Source organism: Legionella resiliens (assembly GCF_021344005.1).
GTDB classification, from domain to species: Bacteria; Pseudomonadota; Gammaproteobacteria; order Legionellales; family Legionellaceae; genus Legionella; species Legionella resiliens.
On the sequence record NZ_JAJTND010000004.1, the window covers coordinates 90,143 to 110,353 of the forward strand.

The window sequence follows — 20,211 nt, forward strand, 5'->3', positions numbered from 1 at the left end:
TTTCCCTTCTATTTCTGCAGTACATAAGTACCTGGTGCAGCGGGTAGTGAGGTATTCATGACCAGTGGAGGGACGCGTTTTTTAGTCGATTGCTGCACTAACCAATCATGCCATTCTTGCCACCAGGAGTCTTCTCGTTTCTCTGCAATCGCGTGCCAACTCTCAGGATTGAGATAAGCGTCACCTTTCTTGCTCTTATGAACCCGATAAGAACGCCCAGGATGACCTGGTTCACTCACAATCCCTGCATTATGTCCGCCGCCGGTGAGGACGAAGGTAATGTCCCCCTCCGTCATCAGGTGAATTTTATAAACAGACTGCCAAGGGGCTACGTGGTCTTTTTCGGTACTGACTGCAAAAAGTGGCAACTGAATATTTTCTGCAGCCACCGGCTTTCCTTCAGTTGTATAACGGCCTTCAGCAAAATCATTGTTTAAGAACAGCTTTTCGAGGTATTCGCTGTGCATTTTATAAGGCATACGGGTGGCATCCGCATTCCAAGCGGTTAAATCAATCATCCCACGCCGCATCCCGTGCATATAGTCTTGAACCATTTTGGACCAAATTAAATCGTAGGCACGCAACATTTGAAAGGAGCCCGCCATTTGTTTGGTATCAAGATACCCTTGTTCTCCCATCATGTTTTTAAGGAAAGCCACTTGGCTTTCAGTAACAAAAAGCATTAGTTCCCCGGCCTCAGTAAAATCTCCTTGGGCTGCAAGAAGGGTGAGGCTATTTAAGCGTTCATCCTTATCTCTACTCATCGCTGCCGCAGTAATCAGGGCTAGCGTGCCACCTAAACAATAGCCCATTAAGTTAATTTTTGTTTGGGGTAGAATGGTTGATACTGCATCAATCGCAGCCATTGCCCCTTGGCGATAATAATCATCCATTCCTAAATCGCGGTCCTCTTTATTTGGATTATGCCAGGAAATGATGAATACGGTATGGCCTTGGCTTACGAGCCACTTCACCAAGGAATTATGAGGCGATAAATCCAAAATATAATATTTCATAATCCAGGCGGGTAAAATTAGAATCGGCTCTTTATACACTGTCTTGGTTTGGGGTTCGTATTGAATGAGCTCAATTAAATGATTTTGAAACACCACCCGTCCTGGGGTAATCGCCACTTGTTTTCCGGGGATAAAATGTTCAGAGCCTGTAGGTGGTGCACCTGTTTGCTTTTCTAGCCAGTCTTCAAATGCAATTTGGCTGCCCTGAATGAGATTAAGTCCTCCAGTGCGCAAGGCTTCATGGAATAAATCAGGATTAGACCAAACACAATTGGAAGGCGACAGGGCATCAAGATATTGTCGTGCCCAGAATGAAACGGTACGCTCCACCTGGCTGGATAATCCTGGCACGCGGGTTGTGGCGTGTCGCCACCAATCCTCCACCTGCAAAAATCCTTCTGCATATAAACGCCAAGGCATAGGCTGCCAACTGTCTTTTTTGAAACGTACGTCTTTGCCACCGGCAGCACGCTCGACACAAATGATATTATTAATGCAATCATTAGCATGAAAGACAGGATAAAAGGCCAGTTCCCATAATACTTCTGGGGATTGTGCCAATTGCCAAAGCCATGTGGAATAGGACGAGCCTAGCGCTGCAGGACTTATCCCCGCAGTCCATTTAGCAAGGTTTGCTTGAAATAACTGACCGAAAAAAGCAAAGGCATTATCTGTAGCGTCTGCATCACTGTGTGCACAACAAGAATCTAAATCTTCTGGAGATTTTTCCTGCGTAGTTAATAGAATTTTCTTGGGACAGCATTCCTTTTCTAGTCCGTTCATCACCGATATCCCTGGTATTAAGCTATAGAATCAATAAAATATAGTAAATCATAGCACAAAATTTAACCCGCCATTTCATTTTCAAAAAGTTCTGTTGGTTAAAACAGTTGAAGCCAATCGTCAAACATTCAATGAAGATAATGGGTTTAAAAAGAATGAGTAACTGATGTGCGAGATGATTCGCTCCCTTGAATCACTCTACGGTGGGGGATGCAAGATGATTACTAAACAAATAAGTAGTGACAAAACTTAATAAGAGTAAGTGGCGCGAATTTGTTCAAGCACTTTTTGTAATTTTTGCCAATTGGCTTCCGTACCTTCTTTATCGTTAGCGTCACCGGTTTTATCAAGTCGCTTTGCTAATTGCTCAGTATAACCGACGTTTTGCTGAAGATTTTTTAATTGTTCTTCGGACAAGTTTTTGCTTAAACCAGGTAGTGCTTTGACTAAGTCCCGAATGGCAAACGCATGGTGGTGAATGGTATCCAACTGATTGTTGGCAATCGCTTTATTAATTGCTGCAACATGTTGGTCAATCGCTTTCCAAATGGCTGGAATGGTGGTTGGGATGGATTGAGCCTGCTCATCCTGGTTGGTTGCTGCATGCAAAGGGGATAATAAAGCCAATAAAACCACCAGCACAGAAAATAAATCCATAGCTTTCTTATTAATACAGTCCATTATTCGACTCATCATGACTCTCCTTGAGGGTTTTGGTTTTCTTTTAAATGCAAATGCTGTTCACGCCATGCTTCAATGGCATTATAAACTGTTGGTACCACAAACATATTTAAAAACGTTGAGGTAAATAATCCTCCCAGTAATACTTGGGCCAAAGGACGCTCAAGCTCCTTTCCAGCAGGAGAACCCCACAACAGAGGGATTAAGCCAAGAGCGGCCGTTGCTGCTGTCATTAACACGGGCACCAAGCGGTCAAGGGTGCCCTGAATGACCACTTGTTCACGGCTTTGTCCTTGGATGCGCAATTGATTGTAGTGACTCACTAAAATAATCCCATTACGTGCCGCAATTCCAAATAAGGTGATAAAACCAATCATGGCCGCGACACTCATGTCACCACTGGCAAGATACAAAGAAACCACCCCACCAATCAAAGCCAGTGGCAAGTTGAACATCACGAGCAGTGCTTCACGGAACGTGCCAAAGGCTTTGTGCAGCAGAATCAACATAATGAAAATAGCAAGCCCACCAAACACAATAATTACGCGTGAGGCTTGTTGTTGACTTTCAAATTGACCACCATATTGAATAAAATAACCGCTCGGTAGGGTGACCTTTTCCTTAACCCGTTGTTGCACTTCTTGAATCACACTACCTAAATCCCTCTCTTGCACATTAAAGGCAATCACTAAGACGCGCTGCACGTTTTCGCGGTTAATCGCAAAAGGCTGAGGCTCTAAGCGAATATCAGCCACAGCACGCAAAGGAATTTTGGTTTCCTGATTTGCCACTCCATGAGCATCAATGAGCATGTTTTGAATGGCTTTAATGCTGTCTCGCCCTGTTTCATTCATACGCAAATACAAATCGAACGTTCGCTGGCCTTCGAGAATACTCGATACCGTCATTCCATTGAGAAGAACTTGCACATCCTCAGAAATTTGCCCTACATTAACCCCATAACGAGCCGCTTTCTCTCGGTCAATGGTAATGATTAACTGAGGCACATTTATTTGCTGCTCTTTGTTAACATCCACTATTCCTGGAATGGTTTTCAAAATCGCTTCGACCGACTGACCCAGTTCGTTAAGGGTAGCAAGATTATCGCCAAAGAGCTTTACCGCCACTTGCGCTCTGACGCCTGAGAGCACTTCATCCATGCGATGAGCGATAAATTGCCCTACATTAAACAGTGCTCCTGGGATATTTGCTAGATCCGCGCGAATGCGTTGCAATAACTCATCCGGAGATATGGTTTTGTCTTTGTCAAAATTCAAGCGCACATCAAACTCACTAACATTAGGTGGTAGTGCGTCTTCATCCAATTCACTGCGTCCTGCCCGTTGGGCAATGGAGATGACTTGCGGGTACTTCAGCAAAGTTTTACTGACTTGATTGCCTAATCGCATGGACTCATCCAATGAAGTTCCAGGCAACGTGCTCATCACAATAATAAAATTACCCTCATGAAATTCAGGTAAGAACGAAGTCCCAAAAAAAGGAAGCAAGGCCAAGGCGAAAAGAAAGGCACCGATTGCCATGATCACGACTGTTTTACAATGGGCCAGAGACCAATTTAACCCAGTTAAAAAATGTTTTTTTAACCAAATCACAAAACGAGTTTCCGCTTGAGCGTGTTGGGCCGCTTCTTCTTCCGTCAAATGATAACGTTCCTCTTGAGATAAAGCATGCATCACTACTTTAGTATCCTGCTGTTTTTCCGTTTTTCGTACTAAAAGAAGATAACAAAGGGCTGGCACCATAGTAATAGAGACCACAAGAGAACCTAATACTGAGGCGATATAAGCAATTGCTAAAGGGCTAAAAATTCGCTCAGGAATACCTGACAAAAAGAAAATAGGCAAAAACACCAAGCTAATAATAATGGTCGCATAGATCACTGAACTTCTAATTTCCAAAACCGCATCAAAAACAATTTCAATGGCGGGTAGAGGTTTTTTGGCCAACCGATTCAGTCTTAGTCGATGTACTACATTTTCAACGGTGATAATACCATCGTCCACTACCTCACCAATGGCAATTGCCATCCCTCCCAAGGTCATAGAGTTAATGCCAAAACCAAAATAGTGTAGTACTAGAATACCCACAATAAAAGAAACCGGCATGGAGAGAAAGGTAATAAAAGAAGCTCTCCAATTCATTAAAAAAAGGAATAATATGGCAATCACAATGATGCCCCCTTCAATAAGGGCTTTGGTCAAATTATGAATGGCTGATTCAATGAAATTGGCTTGGCGAAACACATCGGTGATTAACTCAACACCCGCTGGCAAAGATTTTTTGATATCGGCTAAAGCGTGTTCCACTTTCTGCGTCGTGGTTACCGTATCGGCACCGAAGATTTTAGAAACGGTACCAATGACCGCGTTTTCAGCATTATAAGCTCCATCACCTCGTTTGATTTCGCCACCAAAAGCGACAGTGGCCACGTTGTTAATGGTGATGGGTACTCCATTACGAACTACAATGAGTGTTTTTTTAATGTCTTCCAGCGTCTTAATACGCCCAATGGTACTCACAACAAATTCAGTACCTGCCTGATGAACAAAAGCACCAGGCACGTTTTGATTTCCTGTCGCTAACGCTTGGCGCACTTCTTCAACCGTGATGCCATAGGCCAGCATACGCTTAGGTTCAAGCTGGACCTGATATTGCTTTACTTCCCCACCTAGAGACACCACAGAAGCGACGCCACCAAGAGCCAAAAGACGCGGACGGATGGTCCAGTCTGAAAGTGTACGTAATGTTTCAGGGCTTGCAGTTCGACTAATGAGAGCATATTTAAGTAGCCACCCCACTGCCGAGGTGACCGGCAACATCACTGGTGACGAGACACCTGGAGGAAGACGGTTTATTACTTGTTGAATCCGTTCATTAACCAACTGGCGATTGCGATAGATATCCGTTTTATCATCAAATACCACAGTAATCGTCGATAGTCCGACGGAGGTTTTTGAGCGAACACTGGCCACGCCAGGCGTTCCATTGATGGCACTTTCTAAGGGATAGGTCACCAAAGTTTCCACATCCTGGGTGGCCATACCAGGCGCTTGGGTTTGTACCACCACTTGCGGTGGAGCAAATTCAGGAAAAACATCCACGGGCATTTGTTTTAAGGTATAGCCACCCAGTAAGCAAAGGATAATCGTTAACGCCAAAATCAAAGGGCGATTATGTAAAGACCAGGCAATTAATCGCGTAAACATTTAATGATGCTCCTCTTGGCCTGACTGCGGTTTACTGCCCCCAGTGAGCCATAGTGTATAAAGTTCGCGATTGCCTTGAGTCACAACGAGGTCGCCAGGCACCAAGCCGTCTGTAATCTCTGAGTAGTCATCGTCCACAGCACCTATTTTAACGTCCACCCGTTCATACGTATCCCCACTTTGCACAAAAACGAATTGCTCATTATCCGCTTGTAAAAGGGCGGCATTAGGCACCGCAAGTGCCGCTTCATTGTGAGCTAAAATGACATTGGCACGCACAAACATGCCCGGTTTGAGTAGTCCTTCCTCATTATCTAAAGTAATTCGTAGGTTCACTGTGCGAGTTAACGGGTCAAGATTGGGTTCAATTAAAGTGACTTTGCCTGGAAAAAGCAGCTTTGGGTAACTCAACGCATGAATATTGACTTCCTGTCCTACCTTAACCTTGCCTAAATCTTCTTCATAAACCTGGGCAATGACTAACAGTTTATCGCGGTTGCTGATGTGAAAAAGAACCGTATTCGGTTCAACGGCTTGACCTAAATTGATGTTTCTCGCATCAATGATGCCGGCAATGGGGGCTGTGACCGCCACACTGGGTGGGGGATTACCCACTAGTCTTGATTGCACAGTAGCTAAGCGTTGTCCTGTCTTGACACCATCGCCTAAATTCACATCAATGGCCGTCACGCTCCCACTAATCCGAATACTGACATCCGCCTGCGCATCGGGTAAGAGTTGAATTTGGCCATTCAAACCAAGCATTTGCGCCATGGGACGATTGGTTGCTTTTGCGACTTTGATTTCGAGCATTTTGGTTTGTTGGGGTGTCAAATGCACAGGACCTTTGGCTCCTCCTTCACTCACTTCGATTTCTTCTCCATGGGCAAACACTCCCTGAGCATGGATGAGGAGGCCAAGAAAAACACTGGTGAGTAAAATTGCTCTAATTCGCTGTTGTAATGCCATCATCATAACCATTCCTTTGATAAGCTAAGTAAGGACAAAATCCTTGTGTAGAGCCAGGGCCAATGGCCGTACATAAAGCCACATACACTTGTAAATACTTTTCTAAAGTCGTGAGATAAGTCATTTGCAAATCATTTTGTTGCTTTTGCACTTGCAATACATTCAAAAGCGAAATTTGTCCGTTTTCATAAGAGTCACGCGCCAGTTTCACGCTTTCAACGCCTATTTTTAGAGATATGCTTTGCGTTTCTCTAAGGCTCATCCTAAGTGCTTTCAATTGGGAATAGTTACTCGCTATTTCTGTTTCAATGCTTAAATTCAAGGCGCGTAACGCCATCATCGCCTGAGTTCCCGTGCGACTTGCCTCTAAAATTCGTCCCTGATTCTGATTTAAAAGAGGAAGTGGAACAGAAAGCGTCACGCCCAAAGTGCGATCGGCGGGCTGGGGAGGTCCCTCTTCCACCACAATTTTATCTTGTTGGACACCAAGCCCTACTGTCCAATCAGCAAAGCGCTCCGCTTTTGCCAAGCGGCGATCGGCAATGGCGCGGTTAATTGATAGAGCAATGGATTGGCGATCAGGACGATTATTAAGTGCTAACGTTTTTAGGGCAGGTAATTCAGGAAAATTTTGCCCTGTATTTAGGTCAGCCTTAAGAGATAAAGGAGAATTCGCATCTCGCCCCATCAATTGGTTCAGTGTGGCCATTTGACTGATGCGAAGGCTATGTAATAAATGCTTTTCTTGAACAATGCGCAGATACTCAATGCGCGCTGCATTCTCATCCAACTTTGAAATTTCAGCGGCATGATAACGATTATGGATGACGTTCACTAATTCTTTGTTGATTCTTAATAAATAATTCAATTGTTGCAGGCGACGCTCCGTAATCACCGCGGCATAAAATGCATTCGCCACTTTGGCACTGAGTTGACGCTCGGCCTCCCTAATTTCGGTGATGGCTTTCATAACATCGAGGCGTGCGACTGTCTTTTGTTTTGCAATACGTCCAGAAATAGGGAATGCTTGACTAAAACCAGCACTGCGCGAATACTCTCCTTCATCATTAAATAAGCGATCGTCGTTATTTGAGAGATTAATGCTTGGATTGGGCCAAAGACCGGCTTGGATCAATCGGGCCTTTGCAATAGCTACATTATAGCGAGCTGCTTTTAAATCCTTGTTATTCGCTAGAGCAATTTGGGTTATTCCCTGAAGGGTCAATGTCTTTCCTGCTATTGCCGAATAGGAACACAACAGGAGGAGCACTATCCAACAAGAACACTGCCAAGCACGATAATGTTTCATGACCAGGAAGACTCAAAATGATTATTAATTCGTATTACAGCGATAGGCACGGCCCACCATCCCATGATCCGCCACAAAGTCATTTTTGGGATTGCCTTCATAAGTTTGCTGATGTTCGGTAATCCGAAGTGTATTTGCTCCTAAAAGCGATGCTTTGTTTCTTAAGATATTGAGCTCATCCTTAATCAAATGTTCATGGGATTGGTAAGATTGGCTCATCCCATTGCGATCATAAGCACTCACGTCACCTAAAAAAGTGCAATTCTTTGTGGGCTTTCCTGACTGTACAATGGTTACTTTTTCACCTTCAGGAGTTAACTTAGCATTATAAGAACAACCAACAAGGACTGCCGGAATCATTAATACGAGAGTACGTTTTTTCAGAAAATGGGTCATTAATCAATACCTTTTTTTTGTTATTCTATCCTCCCAGTATCTCTTATCCAATATGATTAAACAAGGCATGACATCAAGAAGAAAAAAGGGACTCATTAGAGTCAATGAACTGTTATTGAGAGACTGGTTTTGTTGGCTTTACTCCTTATGGGGTAATCTGATTTCCACTAAAATTGATTGCATTATTTTTTGTCGTAATCATGGAATTATAGACACAAACCGAACCATTGATTTTTCTTTGTTTTGCTGCATAACAGGCCAAATCAGCTTCTTTAATCACGGTATTCACTGAAGCCGAGTGGTGATTCATCTGGGTAATGCCAATGGAGTAATCCAGATTAAGCTCAGATAGAGTACCTTCTTTTAGAGATTTTTTCGCCTCCGTAATAAGATTCTCAGCAATCTTTTTTGCCTCATCCATGGAGGTGTTCTCCATCAAGACAATAAATTCGTCCCCACCATAACGAGCCACTACATCATCCCTTCGCAAGCGCTGCCTTAGGAGTCCACCAAACATGTGTAACGTGGTACCTCATGACCATAGCGATCATTAACTTTCTTAAATCGGTCCATATCAATAAAAAGAACAATAACAGAGCCTTCATTCATCTTGACTTGTTGAAATCGTGTGTTCATCATCTCAAAAAGATACCCTCGATTATTGCAGCCTGTCAGCGATCATAGGTTGCGTGATGCCGTAATACTTCATCGCGATTTTTAAAATCATCCATCAACTCCATTTTTTGAATGGTATTGGTCATAAGACGGCAAGATGAATAGATATAGGTAGCACCTAATAAATAAAAGCACGCTGGCATAAAAATTATTAAGACAGTGGGGATCGACTAATAGACCGTAAAAATGCTGGCTGAATAACTGAGAATAAAGCAATAAAAGCAAGATAACTTAACCATTGCCTGCGATAATGATTTGTTTTTTGAAGTAACTTATTGATTAAATAAGCTCCACTGATAAGAAGGACAATACCTAACACGATCATTACGACTGGGAACACCATGATTTTGCCTTAAAAACAGCCGATTGATTCTTTTTAGTATAGATTCTGTCTCTTGATTTGTCAGAAACATTTAAGGGCACAAATAAAAAAACAGAAAAAATTAATAAAATTGTCTAAAATTGAATAGCGGCCTATCATTATCGGCCACGTGACACTATTCATCGTTTAAGGGAGAAAACCATGAAGATTAGATTATTTTTAATTCCGGCCATATTATCATTTGGCCTTATCAGTTCATTGGCACAGGCAGCCGACACAGAAAATAAACAAACGACGGCGACATTTAAAACACAGGATGGAAAGATGATACAGTGTTTGATGGCCCCAGAGATCGGTAAGGACATGAAGACGGGTGACATGATGGAAATGATGAGCATGCATAGCATGCAGGGAAGCCACATGAAAGGATGTCACATGCAGGGAAATCAGATGAAAGGATGCCCCATGAAGGCGATGTTTAAAACCCAGGATGGAAAGACGATAGAGTGTTTGGTAACCCCAGAGGTCGGTAAGGAAATGAAGGCAGGTGAAAAGATGGAAATGATGGGTATGGGTATGCATAACATGGAGGGAGATAACATGGAAGGAAGTGGTAAGGAAGGAGACCATCAGTAATTTGAGGATAGAGGTATGGTGGACCATTTGTTTGAGCATGGAGTTTGCAGGGAAAAATCAATTTGGCCTGCAAACTTAAATAAGAATAACAGCGGTCGTGTTTCGCAACCTTGTCTGAAAAATCAGCCAGAGAGTCCACTACACAAACCCTTGATGGTTTTTGGCAAAGGTCGTTATAACTTGGCACTCTCGGTCCATGCAGTCGTTAGATGTCACATAATACATTGATATACCAGTGTATGTTTCTCTCTTGCTACCTTCTTTCGCTAAGCGTATGGTTTAAACAGCACCTATTATTGCTGTGCTTAGAGCCTCAATTGAGCATGATTCATGTCGTACTAAAATAATGTCGTTGCGTCCCTTGGGCCACGACGGCTTCGCCGTAACGATTTAGGGCGTGTATATAGGCCGCTGTGCGCATATCAATTTTATTCTTTTCCATTATTTGATACACTTTTAAAAACTCAGGTACCATAATATCATGTAACCGCTGTTGTACTTGTTCACCACTCCAGTAATATCCCGTTTTATTCTGTACCCATTCAAAATAACTGACAGCAACCCCTCCCGCATTAGCTAACACATCGGGTACTACTAAAATATTTTTATTTTTTAAAATAGGTTCAGCATCCAGCATTGTTGGGCCGTTGGCAATTTCTACAATCACAGGTGATTTTATTTTTGCTGCATTTTCTTTGGTAATTTGGTTTTCTAATGCGGCAGGGATAAGTAAATCAACATCCAACTCCAGAAGTTCTTCATTTGAAATTTTGTCAGCGTCAACTAGTTCACATTCACATACTGATCGGGTGCAGTAAACTGCTTGAATATTCTTAGTGCTGTTTTTTATATGAACCAACTTAGGAATATCAAGACCTTTTGCTCGATATATACCTCCTTGAGAATCACTTACTGCTACTATTTTATAACCTGCCTCATAAAGAAAGAGGGCGATGTGCTGTCCTGCGTTTCCAAATCCTTGAATTGCTACACGAATGTTCTTGGGTTTCCAGTTTTTTTTCTTAGCTAACTCATTAATGCAATAAAAAGCACCACGACCAGTCGCATCTTCTCGTCCATAACTGCCACTTAAAGCAATGGGCTTCCCGGTGATAACAGCAGGACTGTATTCTTGTTTAAGTTTAGAGTATTCATCCATCATCCAGCCCATAATCATGGCATTTGTATAAACATCGGGTGCCATAATGTCTTTGTTAGGCCCAACAAAACTGGCAAAATGCTCTAAGTAAGTCCGGCTTAAACGCTCCAATTCCAATTTGGAAAGTTGTTTTGGATCAACTACAATTCCACCTTTCGCACCTCCAAAAGGAATGCCGATTACCGCGCATTTAATCGTCATCCAAAACGACAGAGCCTTTATTTCTTCGAGAGTAACGAGAGGATGAAAACGAATACCTCCTTTAGTTGGACCGCGAGTATTGTTATGATGAACTCGATAGGAAGAATATATCGCTAAACTGCCATCATCTTTTCGAAGAGGTAAAGACATTTGAATGATTGCTTTAGGATACTTTAATCTCTTGATAGCTTCTGGATCAATTTCTGTATACTGAAAGGCAACATCTAATCGTGCTAATGCATCCGTAAAAATGTTATCCATTGAATATTCCTTATATGGATTCTGAGGAGAGTCCGGTCGGACTGATCCAACCATTCTTGTATCCTATCTTTCTGTAATACTAATTTTATATTGCTACCTTCTCAGGGACGCTTAGTAAAGTGAAAGAAGAAGCAGTGGCCGTTATAGATTTCGCTCTCTTTCACTGTTTATGTTCATAAAGATCATACGGTATCTTAAACCGCCTAAAGCCTGTATTTATACGACTAATAAAAACAAAATCACTCAAATAACATAAGTTATATTTCAAAATTATGAATTTATCAATGGGTAAGAAATTTCACTCAGGACCCCAATCTAAAAAAACGAACATACCAAACGGCTCAAACAGGATACTAAATTTAAAAAATCTTCTTAAAAATTATCTTATCAAGAAACTAAAATACCCTCTCGTTTTAGTGATGCTTATAAAAACCAATGCCTTTGATGTCCGTCCATGCCGTCGTTTGATGACACATAAAACATTGAGTTACTTGAGCATGGGGCTTTCCTGCCACTTTCCTGGATATCATGCGAAAATGCTCCATGTAATGACTGGGTGGCGCTTGATGACATTGTGCGCAATCCTTCGATCTCGGTGAGGGATGGATAAACTCTGGGATGTTCCAATCTGCCGTTTCATGGCAGGCAGAACAATTGTTGCCAAATAAAGTGAAGTGTTTGTCTTCATTCTGATGGCATGTGGTGCACTGCAAGGTGAGCTCGGCAGGAGACACGTGTGGATTGATGAGCGGCGATTGTTTTTGAGATTCATTCATTTCCAAGTAATGCTGAACTTGCTCAAAAATTAATTGCTGTTCTTCATTCTTGATTGCATTTTTTTTAAGTTGCTTCAGCTCAATTGCAACAAACGCATTATGATCCATTTGGGTGGGACGTCTATTTTGGCCTTGATGCTCAGCATGACATTCAACGCAACTTCCAATATCGGCATGAAATGAGGCGGGTTGCCTTTGTAAAAGAGCAACATCATTTGCATGGCAGGTGATGCAGTTTACAGCTTCCACTCCTTTGACAGGCGTATGGCAGGCATTGCAATTGTGACTGAGAAAGGAATGCGCTTGGGATAATGTTCCGGGACTTGCCATTCTTTGCCACTCAACAGGATTAAACCAATTCGTAGGTCCTCCTTGTTCATGGCTGGGCGCATAATAGGCTGCAACAAACAGCACCATTAAAACAGCAAGGGCAGTTAATAGGGCGCCACTGAGTTTCATTGAAACCACCTTAGCCCAAAGTAAATTCCAGACCAGACATGCAAGGCAAGCAAACCATACAAAACAAGGGCAATCACAATATGCAGCCTCAACCATGTCCGAAAGGCACGTCTGAATTGCTCATGAAATTGGATGGCGTATTCCAGCTCCGCAATGGACTCCACCAAACGCAAGGCACGTAGACTTGCTGGGGCTGTGCTTTCGCCATTTAATACGTTCTCATTAAATAGCCAAGCGGCAAAACGTGCGCTCATAGAATGAAAGCGCGTGATGGTTTTCTTTAAATCCGGGTTCGTTTGAATTTCCTGCGCTACCCTTTGATACTGACTCTGCAGGTCTGAAAGGAGTTCTTTTTTCTCACGAACTTCATCGGCTATAAAACTCAAGAGGTAGCGACCCACAAAGCCGCTTATCGTGACAATTAAGGTCATTCCGGTCAGTGCAATACCAAGCGCACTTTGAAATTTATGTCCGGTATGAATCAGTACGAGAATAGGACCAATAATACCGGCATAGATATGCCAAGAGAGCAGGGTGTTCATGGAAACATACTGGGTGATCCAATGCTTTAAAATAGGGATGCGTTTAATAAAGAGGTAAAGTAATGGAACGAGCATGAGTAGGGCGCCACTCATGCCAATGACACCACCCCACAAGCTTCCTGCAAAACGAGGAGACACATGCACCGTAAATCCAAGCCATGTCATCATCATGAGCAGCATTAATCCGAGTGCCATCAGGCGTCCTGGTGCGTTCATCACACATCTACCTCAATATTCTCATTGGTTTTGGCCTGGCATGCCAGGATAAAACCGTGCTGCTTTTCTTCCTCAGAAAGCGCGTCATCACAATCCATGGATACCTTGCCTGTGAGTAATTTCACTTTACACAGTCCACACTGCCCTGTGCGACACGAGTTATCAATAGAAACACCATTGGCCTCGGCGATTTCAAGAAGCGTGTAGTTAGGTAAAATGGGGGCTGTTTTATGAGAGCGCTTAAATGAAACAACCGCCTTAAGTTCTGGCGCAATATCCTCCATTTGTTCCGGTGTTAATGGCGGCTTCATGGCTGGACCAAACGCTTCGGTATAGATGAATTCTTCTGGCACATGAAGCTCTTTTAATATGGCCAGCACCGCATTCATCATGCCAGGCGGACCACAGACATGGATGCGACGCATGGCTATATCCGGCACGAGGTGGGAAATGATGCTGGTTGTAAATTCCCCCTTTAAACCCATCCACACGGTTCCTGATACCCGTAACATGGTGGCAAAGACATTGAGGTTAGGATATCTTTTTTGCAGCCGCTCTAACTCCTCACGAAAGATAAAATCGCTGGTGGTGCGGCAACAGTACAGTAAATAAATATCACCGTGCCATCCTATATCCGTTAAATAACGGATAATGCCCATCATCGGAGTAATGCCCACACCGCCACAAATAAGGACAATGCTCGATGCTTCTTCTCCGGTAAACGTAAATTTTCCATTGGGCCCCATCACCTCAAGCACATCGCCTTCTTTAGCCTCATCATGTAAATAACGTGAGAACAAACCTTGTTCTTCGCGTTTCACCGTGATGGCACAATAGTGAAGTTGGGTGGGCGTTGAGGCAATGGTATAGCTACGCTTCGCTCGGGTGCCATTAATGGTGGCTGTGATGGTGATGAATTGACCAGGGAAATAGGTAAAGGGCAAGGCCACTTCTTTTAATGAGGCGAGCCAATAGGTTTTTACCCCAGGCGTTTCATCAAAGATACGGCACACACGCAATTGCCCCTCCCACTGGTCAAGGGGGATTGTTAGCGTACGCATGACCGGAAACTTTGGTAGTTTCGCAGGTGGTGCTAACCCTCCAGAGGATGGATGAGTCTCTTCAATAACCTCAGCAGCGCTTGCAGGAGGAGGACTCATTGGGCTCGTGGAGGGAATACTTGGAGAAAGAACATCTCCTTTGCTGGTCAAACTCTCAAGCAATGCCGATGCCCTGCGCATTTTAAAAAAATACATCCAAATCATAATGATAAAGAAGACAAGAAACAGCGTGATAATCGTCAAATGAAAAAGCGGACCACCTAAAAGTGTATGGGTAGCTGGGTCTGAGGGGAGTAAATTCATTTCCTGTTTGAACCATAACAAGGCCACTTGGCGCGGTACCTTTCCCTCGGCAAGCGCACGAGATGCAGCCAATCCACTATCATACTGTGAAAGACCTTCACGAATCGTAGCGACTGCATCCTGCATCTGAGAAAAACTCGTCTTAGCGGATGCTTTAAGAAGCGTATCAATCCCTTTCGCCATCATAGACAGACCCGATTGCATCCGTTCTTGTGCCAATTGTTGTATTTCACCGCGCCTTTCCAGTGGGATATCGGGCAGACTCATCAACGAGGGATACAGCGCTTTTTTTTTCGGCACGCCCATTTGCTTCATCATCTCACCCATAGCACCCATCATGTCTTTACCAGGAGTTTGTCCAGTTACACTCGGAATGACACTGAGATTACCCTGGCTGCTTTGATGATGACTGGCATGCTCATCGGATGCCTGAGCATTGGATGATGCGGTGGCGCCCATTAAAATCAAAATCAACAGCCCTTTCAGTAGGGGATGCCATTGGCGAAGTATCTTATTGGTGTTGTGATATCGAATCATTCTTTTCCACGATAAAGTAATATTTCCGAGCTATGCTTATATTATGCTATTGATATTAGTACCATTTTACAAGGGGTGTGTCCTCGCCAATCATCCCCCTTTCGAAACCAAAGAGGGCGCAAGACATAGGTCCTTACTCAATGTCCAAGTGGTGTTCCTTCATGTCATTGCCAATAATCGCTTCCGCCATACCCAACACGATTATAACAACTGGACCATTATTTTTGTCTTAAAAACATCATGATTGACTTCTTTTAGTATAGATTTTGGCTCTTGATTTGTCAGGAAAGGGCACACCTGTTGCCTCAAAATATTGCCTTTCAAATTTTAATGAACTACGCTTATTCGAGTAGAATTAACCAAATTTATAAGGAGAAAGGAATGTCTCATGAAAAATACCAATCTTGTATTGAGGCTTGCCAAGTTTGTGCACTAGAATGTGCGCATTGTACTACAGCTTGTCTTCAAGAAAATGATGTACAAATGCTAGGCCGCTGCATTGAACTTGACATCGACTGTGCCGATATTTGTACGCTAGCAGCTAATATGATGGGTCGCGGTTCACAATTCGCTGCGAAGATTTGCGCTCTTTGCGCAGATATTTGCAAGGCCTGCGGCGATGAGTGCTCAAAACACAAAAATATGGAACATTGCAAACGCTGTGCAGAAGCCTGTTATCACTGTGAAGAAGAGTGCAGAAAAATGGCTAAAAGCGTTTAGGTATCGATTTAGAAAGAAAAGGCGACCTAGTAAACTAAGTCGCCTTGTGGTTTAAAGTAAGAATGCCAATCCCAGGCTAACTGTTGTTTCCGTGGTATTTTCACCCTTAGCCTGTCGAATTCTTTTGAACGCCCCATAATCTTTATCATATTCATACTCTGCATAGACATTAAGTCCAGGCATTAAACGATAATAAGGTCTTACTATATAGCGCATTTGATTTAAGCCATTTCCTAATTCATTTTGTACCACAGTCTTAGTCGCTAAAATACTGCGAATCCCTGTTCTTACTAAGAAGTTATTAAAAAGCTGCGTATCGCGCGATAATTCCGCATCGAACTTCACGCTTCCTTGATGATAATAAGTTCGAATATTGGTATCAATAAAATAAGGAGCAAGCCCTTCAATCCCTATTCCTGGTTGCCAGTAAGGACCACCAGGGCGATAAAAATAATTAACGCCTCCCTTGACAGCCCAGAATTGACTGATTAAGTGCCAGTAAAAAATATCCATATCAGCATATTCAATACTGCCTTTATTAACCTCAGCATCCTCAGTATACAATTCTAATTTATGATAATCAGGACCATATAAACCTTTAAAACTTAATTCCTGAGCATTATGAAATGGATCTTCACTCAGCTCTAAAAAGCTCGCCTTATAAAGTCCAGCATGGTGTCCTATGGGATGTTTCACTAAAGACAAATCAATTGGGATTTGTTCATCAACTCGGACAATAGGTCGATTATAATAACCAGTAGAGGCAATTTCATATTCAGGTTTTCTAAGACCGTTAGCCACTTCAATAATGGTTTCATACTGAAACACCCGGGCCATTCCTGCCATCATGTGATAAAGATGATGGCAGTGGAAAAACCATTGGCCACTGGCATCGGTATCAAAATCAGCAACTGCTGTAGCACCGGGTGGTACCTCAATCGTATGAAGTAGCGGATCATAACTGCCATGGCCATTGCGTAAAATAAACCAGTGCCCATGAATATGCATGGGATGGCGCATCATGGAGTTATTGGTAAAGATAATGCGATAGCGTTTACTTGGTTCAATTAAAATCGGTTTTGCCTTATATTCTGGAAGACCGTTTATAAACCATATAAAGTGGTCCATATAACCAAATAATTCCATTCGAATAACCCCATCAATTGGTTTATGAGGATCATTGGTTTTTATTGCGGCTGTTAATTCCTGATATTTAGTCCCCATGGTCATTGCGGAATATTTTTTATCCATGGGTATTATACTATCCCCTATAATGCTTGGTTCTGTGGGCATATGCATGGGTTTATCCATGGACATATCCATATCCATTGAGCCCATGGAATCTTTCGTTTGCACAGTAGACATCGACATCGATTGATGCATTGATGAACTAGGGGTCATCGAGTGGGAAGGCATACTCATAGACTTGTTCTTAGACATCATAGAATGTCTTACAGTGGAAGATTTATTCTTGCCCTTTGAGATGCCATGCATAGCATGCATCTCTTTTGAGTTCTTTGTCTTTAGTGATACTTTAGACTTGGAATTCTTATCATTCGTTGTCATAGGCATCGAATGCTTCATGCCTGACATATCCATTTGATGATTCATAGGCATGCTCTTTTTATTTGAGCTCATCGACTCTTTTGAATTTCCCCCCTTTGCAGTAGACGTCGATTGTTGCTTATTCGCATTCGTTGATGAGTCTTGAGCCATGGAGTGAGAAGGCATACTCATAGACATACTATCTTCTTCACCATTTTTATTAGACTCCATTGCATCATTTTTAGTGGAAGACTTATTTTTTTCATCTGAAATACCGTGTACTCCATGCATTTCTTCTGAATTCATTGACTTTGAGGACGAAGAACTCTCTTTTGACTTAGAATTTTTATCATCCGTTGTCATAGGCATCGAATGCTTCATGCCTGACATATCCATTTGATGATTCATGGGCATGCTCTTTTTACTTGAGCTCATCGACTCTTTCGAATTCCCCGCTTTTGCATGAGCCATGGAATGAGGAGGCATATTCATTCCCTGCATCTTAGATGCGGACTTTCCCTGTTTTATCATGCTATGATCTGGCATTGAACTTGAACCCTGGTGCTCCTCTGACATCATCATGTTAGCCATCATTTGGCGAGTAGTGGGTAGTGGCTCTGGGAAAGGAGGCACTTGCTGGTAATTGACTGTTTGGGAAGATGAGGTCACTAAGGCACCTACTGCTGCTCCTACCGTATCAATGGATTCGGCATAAATAATATAAGGCTTACTTTTTTGAATGGAAACCAACACATCATAGGTTTCTCCAGGTGCGATATCAAAATCTGAAATAGGAAACGGTTTAACGTCATTTCCTTGAATGTGCACCATTTGCAGGGTGGTATCCTGTATTTTGACGCGAAAGATGGTGCTGCCTCCTGCGCCAATAAAACGAAGACGAACCACATCGCCCACCTTCACTTGTGCTGTCCAAGGGCACATTTTAGGTTGGCCATTGAGTAAAAAAGCATCGTAGGCGACATCACTGAGATCATAAATACTCATGCGCATTTGTTGCATCATTTTATAATCATTAATCAGCGATTTTCGCTCTTTAGCATCCGCACTGCGATAGTCATGAATAAATTTGCTTAAGGAAGGTTGCAGAGGAAATTTCGGCGAAAAGTAGTCCCCGTCTTTTTTCAAATTAGCAAAGATTTGATTGGCTGGAATATTACTCCAATCGGATAAAACCACCACATAATCTTTAGTGTAGCGATAGGGTGGTGGGGTTTTAGGATCAATTAAAAAAGCACCATAAAGCCCTTCTTGTTCTTGCACATCTGCATGGGCATGATACCAATACGTACCTGACTGATGCAAGGTAAAGCGATAATGGAAAACTCCACCAGGCGGAATGGCCTTTTGGCTGACATTTTCGACCCCATCCATTTGCCAAGGTACTAAAATACCATGCCAATGAATGGAGGTTCCTTTATCAAGGTGATTATAAACATTAATCGTTACCCGCTCCCCTTCCTTGAAACGAAGTGTGGGTGCAGGGATTTGATTATTCACCGCAATGGCACGTCGAGTTTTGCCAGCAAAGTATACGGTTTTATAAGCCACCACCAAATTAATCGTATGCGCTGGGCCATGCGGAAGGGACAGGGGTTTTATTGCCCTGGCAGGTTTCTTTTTAGCCGTCTGTTGTTCCGTTTTTTTTCCCACAGGTTTGGATTGATACAGTGTCGTCTTGAAAGAGGTCTCTGTTGGGGTCGCTGCACCATGTTGTTCATGTTGGGCAAACAAAGCAAAAGGACTGAACACCAAAAGGAAAAAAATAAGAAAATAGTACCTTAGTACATGATGGAAGTCCTTTTTTAACATGTTACTATCCTTCTATAAAAATTTAATGTTGAAGTACTGCTTTTTGTGCTTGGGTAGGCGCAAGAACACCATAACCATAGCGATAGACTAATTCTCCTCCATGCCAGGCCGTTGTTAACAACAGTGCTTGGACAATAAACAAAGCAATCAAGAAAGCCAGGGTTGGTTTTTGGGTTTTACTATAACGCAAAACAGACCAGCAAGCCATTAATAGGATAGTGCTTGTTGTGACGAGTGCCCAGTTTCGATGAATCACTTTCACTGCATGCATGACCTCATCATGCTTCACCGTATAATAGGCATAAAACCCGGCTGCTACAGTAGTTAGAGTACTCAGTGCCCCTAGCCACAAACACCAACGAGCCACTATTTCAAATTCGACAACAAAAAGATGTGTTTTCCAGCGGGTATAAGACGCCAAATAGACTAAAGCATACAATAGAGTCGAAATAGTGAATAAGGCCACTGTAAAATGGACAAAAATAGGATGCCAATTAGGGATGATTTCGATCATTGCCTGTGTCCTCCTTGCTGATTTGGGAAATAAGCTATTTCTACCACCATGTCATGAAACACTTCGGCCGCAA

At 42.7% G+C, this 20,211-nt stretch carries 14 protein-coding genes and 1 pseudogene; 2 read left to right on the plus strand and 13 right to left on the minus strand.

What is annotated here, in order from left to right:
* Window positions 1–8: 8 nt before the first annotated feature.
* The 7 genes and pseudogenes from LXO92_RS05910 to LXO92_RS17260 form a co-directional block, all read right to left on the minus strand.
* Window positions 9–1,799, minus strand: coding sequence for a PHA/PHB synthase family protein (locus LXO92_RS05910; protein ID WP_232890569.1), 1,791 nt, complete (start codon window positions 1,797–1,799; stop codon window positions 9–11).
* Window positions 1,800–2,048: 249 nt separating this feature from the next.
* Window positions 2,049–2,492: a transporter gene (locus LXO92_RS05915; RefSeq protein ID WP_232890908.1), complete on the minus strand. Its 444-nt coding sequence runs from the start codon at window positions 2,490–2,492 to the stop codon at window positions 2,049–2,051.
* Window positions 2,492–5,707, minus strand: coding sequence for an efflux RND transporter permease subunit (locus tag LXO92_RS05920; protein WP_232890570.1), 3,216 nt, complete (start codon window positions 5,705–5,707; stop codon window positions 2,492–2,494). Before LXO92_RS05920 ends, LXO92_RS05915 begins: the two co-directional genes overlap by 1 nt.
* The gene (locus LXO92_RS05925) at window positions 5,708–6,676 is read right to left on the minus strand and encodes an efflux RND transporter periplasmic adaptor subunit (protein ID WP_232890909.1); all 969 of its coding nucleotides are present in this window, start codon (window positions 6,674–6,676) and stop codon (window positions 5,708–5,710) included.
* Window positions 6,654–7,985, minus strand: coding sequence for a TolC family protein (locus LXO92_RS05930; RefSeq protein ID WP_232890571.1), 1,332 nt, complete (start codon window positions 7,983–7,985; stop codon window positions 6,654–6,656). The genes LXO92_RS05925 and LXO92_RS05930 overlap by 23 nt, the downstream gene beginning before the upstream one ends.
* 24 nt (window positions 7,986–8,009) lie before the next feature.
* Window positions 8,010–8,381, minus strand: a complete 372-nt coding sequence (locus tag LXO92_RS05935; protein ID WP_232890572.1) for a DUF4156 domain-containing protein — start codon at window positions 8,379–8,381, stop codon at window positions 8,010–8,012.
* A gap of 145 nt (window positions 8,382–8,526) precedes the next feature.
* Window positions 8,527–9,399 (minus strand): annotated as a pseudogene (locus LXO92_RS17260) (GGDEF domain-containing protein).
* 180 nt (window positions 9,400–9,579) lie between these two features.
* On the opposite strand from LXO92_RS17260, the gene LXO92_RS05945 reads away from it, so the two are divergent.
* Complete coding sequence (locus LXO92_RS05945; protein WP_232890573.1) at window positions 9,580–10,014, plus strand: hypothetical protein; 435 nt, start codon at window positions 9,580–9,582, stop codon at window positions 10,012–10,014.
* 328 nt (window positions 10,015–10,342) lie between these two features.
* On the opposite strand, the gene LXO92_RS05950 is transcribed toward LXO92_RS05945, so the two are convergent.
* The 4 genes from LXO92_RS05950 to LXO92_RS05965 form a co-directional block, all read right to left on the minus strand.
* A complete protein-coding gene (locus LXO92_RS05950; protein ID WP_232890574.1) occupies window positions 10,343–11,635 on the minus strand; it encodes a Glu/Leu/Phe/Val family dehydrogenase in 1,293 nt (430 codons plus the stop codon).
* Between the two features lie 413 nt (window positions 11,636–12,048).
* Window positions 12,049–12,870 carry a cytochrome c3 family protein gene (locus tag LXO92_RS05955; protein ID WP_232890575.1) on the minus strand — a complete coding sequence of 274 codons (822 nt, stop codon included), beginning with the start codon at window positions 12,868–12,870 and terminating at the stop codon, window positions 12,049–12,051.
* Window positions 12,867–13,628 carry a hypothetical protein gene (locus LXO92_RS05960; protein WP_232890576.1) on the minus strand — a complete coding sequence of 254 codons (762 nt, stop codon included), beginning with the start codon at window positions 13,626–13,628 and terminating at the stop codon, window positions 12,867–12,869. The genes LXO92_RS05955 and LXO92_RS05960 overlap by 4 nt, the downstream gene beginning before the upstream one ends.
* The gene (locus LXO92_RS05965; RefSeq protein WP_232890577.1) at window positions 13,628–15,529 is read right to left on the minus strand and encodes a 2Fe-2S iron-sulfur cluster-binding protein; all 1,902 of its coding nucleotides are present in this window, start codon (window positions 15,527–15,529) and stop codon (window positions 13,628–13,630) included. The genes LXO92_RS05960 and LXO92_RS05965 overlap by 1 nt, the downstream gene beginning before the upstream one ends.
* 381 nt (window positions 15,530–15,910) lie before the next feature.
* On the opposite strand from LXO92_RS05965, the gene LXO92_RS05970 reads away from it, so the two are divergent.
* Complete coding sequence (locus LXO92_RS05970; RefSeq protein WP_232890578.1) at window positions 15,911–16,249, plus strand: four-helix bundle copper-binding protein; 339 nt, start codon at window positions 15,911–15,913, stop codon at window positions 16,247–16,249.
* Between the two features lie 51 nt (window positions 16,250–16,300).
* Here the strand turns inward: LXO92_RS05970 and LXO92_RS05975 are convergent, their stop codons facing one another.
* Together LXO92_RS05975 and LXO92_RS05980 are read right to left on the minus strand one after the other, a co-directional pair.
* Window positions 16,301–19,624, minus strand: a complete 3,324-nt coding sequence (locus LXO92_RS05975; RefSeq protein WP_232890579.1) for a multicopper oxidase domain-containing protein — start codon at window positions 19,622–19,624, stop codon at window positions 16,301–16,303.
* Window positions 19,625–19,646: 22 nt separating this feature from the next.
* The gene (locus tag LXO92_RS05980) at window positions 19,647–20,138 is read right to left on the minus strand and encodes a DUF2231 domain-containing protein (protein ID WP_232890580.1); all 492 of its coding nucleotides are present in this window, start codon (window positions 20,136–20,138) and stop codon (window positions 19,647–19,649) included.
* Between the last annotated feature and the right edge of the window lie 73 nt (window positions 20,139–20,211).

Coding starts and splice junctions, on each gene's coding strand:
- LXO92_RS05910 (WP_232890569.1), bottom strand. CDS start 1,799: ATGAACGGACTAGAAAAGGAATGCTGTCCCAAGAAAATTCTATTAACT.
- LXO92_RS05945 (WP_232890573.1), top strand. CDS start 9,580: ATGAAGATTAGATTATTTTTAATTCCGGCCATATTATCATTTGGCCTT.
- LXO92_RS05955 (WP_232890575.1), bottom strand. CDS start 12,870: ATGAAACTCAGTGGCGCCCTATTAACTGCCCTTGCTGTTTTAATGGTG.
- LXO92_RS05925 (WP_232890909.1), bottom strand. CDS start 6,676: ATGGCATTACAACAGCGAATTAGAGCAATTTTACTCACCAGTGTTTTT.
- LXO92_RS05950 (WP_232890574.1), bottom strand. CDS start 11,635: ATGGATAACATTTTTACGGATGCATTAGCACGATTAGATGTTGCCTTT.
- LXO92_RS05960 (WP_232890576.1), bottom strand. CDS start 13,628: ATGAACGCACCAGGACGCCTGATGGCACTCGGATTAATGCTGCTCATG.
- LXO92_RS05965 (WP_232890577.1), bottom strand. CDS start 15,529: ATGATTCGATATCACAACACCAATAAGATACTTCGCCAATGGCATCCC.
- LXO92_RS05935 (WP_232890572.1), bottom strand. CDS start 8,381: ATGACCCATTTTCTGAAAAAACGTACTCTCGTATTAATGATTCCGGCA.
- LXO92_RS05975 (WP_232890579.1), bottom strand. CDS start 19,624: ATGTTAAAAAAGGACTTCCATCATGTACTAAGGTACTATTTTCTTATT.
- LXO92_RS05915 (WP_232890908.1), bottom strand. CDS start 2,492: ATGAGTCGAATAATGGACTGTATTAATAAGAAAGCTATGGATTTATTT.
- LXO92_RS05930 (WP_232890571.1), bottom strand. CDS start 7,985: ATGAAACATTATCGTGCTTGGCAGTGTTCTTGTTGGATAGTGCTCCTC.
- LXO92_RS05970 (WP_232890578.1), top strand. CDS start 15,911: ATGTCTCATGAAAAATACCAATCTTGTATTGAGGCTTGCCAAGTTTGT.
- LXO92_RS05980 (WP_232890580.1), bottom strand. CDS start 20,138: ATGATCGAAATCATCCCTAATTGGCATCCTATTTTTGTCCATTTTACA.
- LXO92_RS05920 (WP_232890570.1), bottom strand. CDS start 5,707: ATGTTTACGCGATTAATTGCCTGGTCTTTACATAATCGCCCTTTGATT.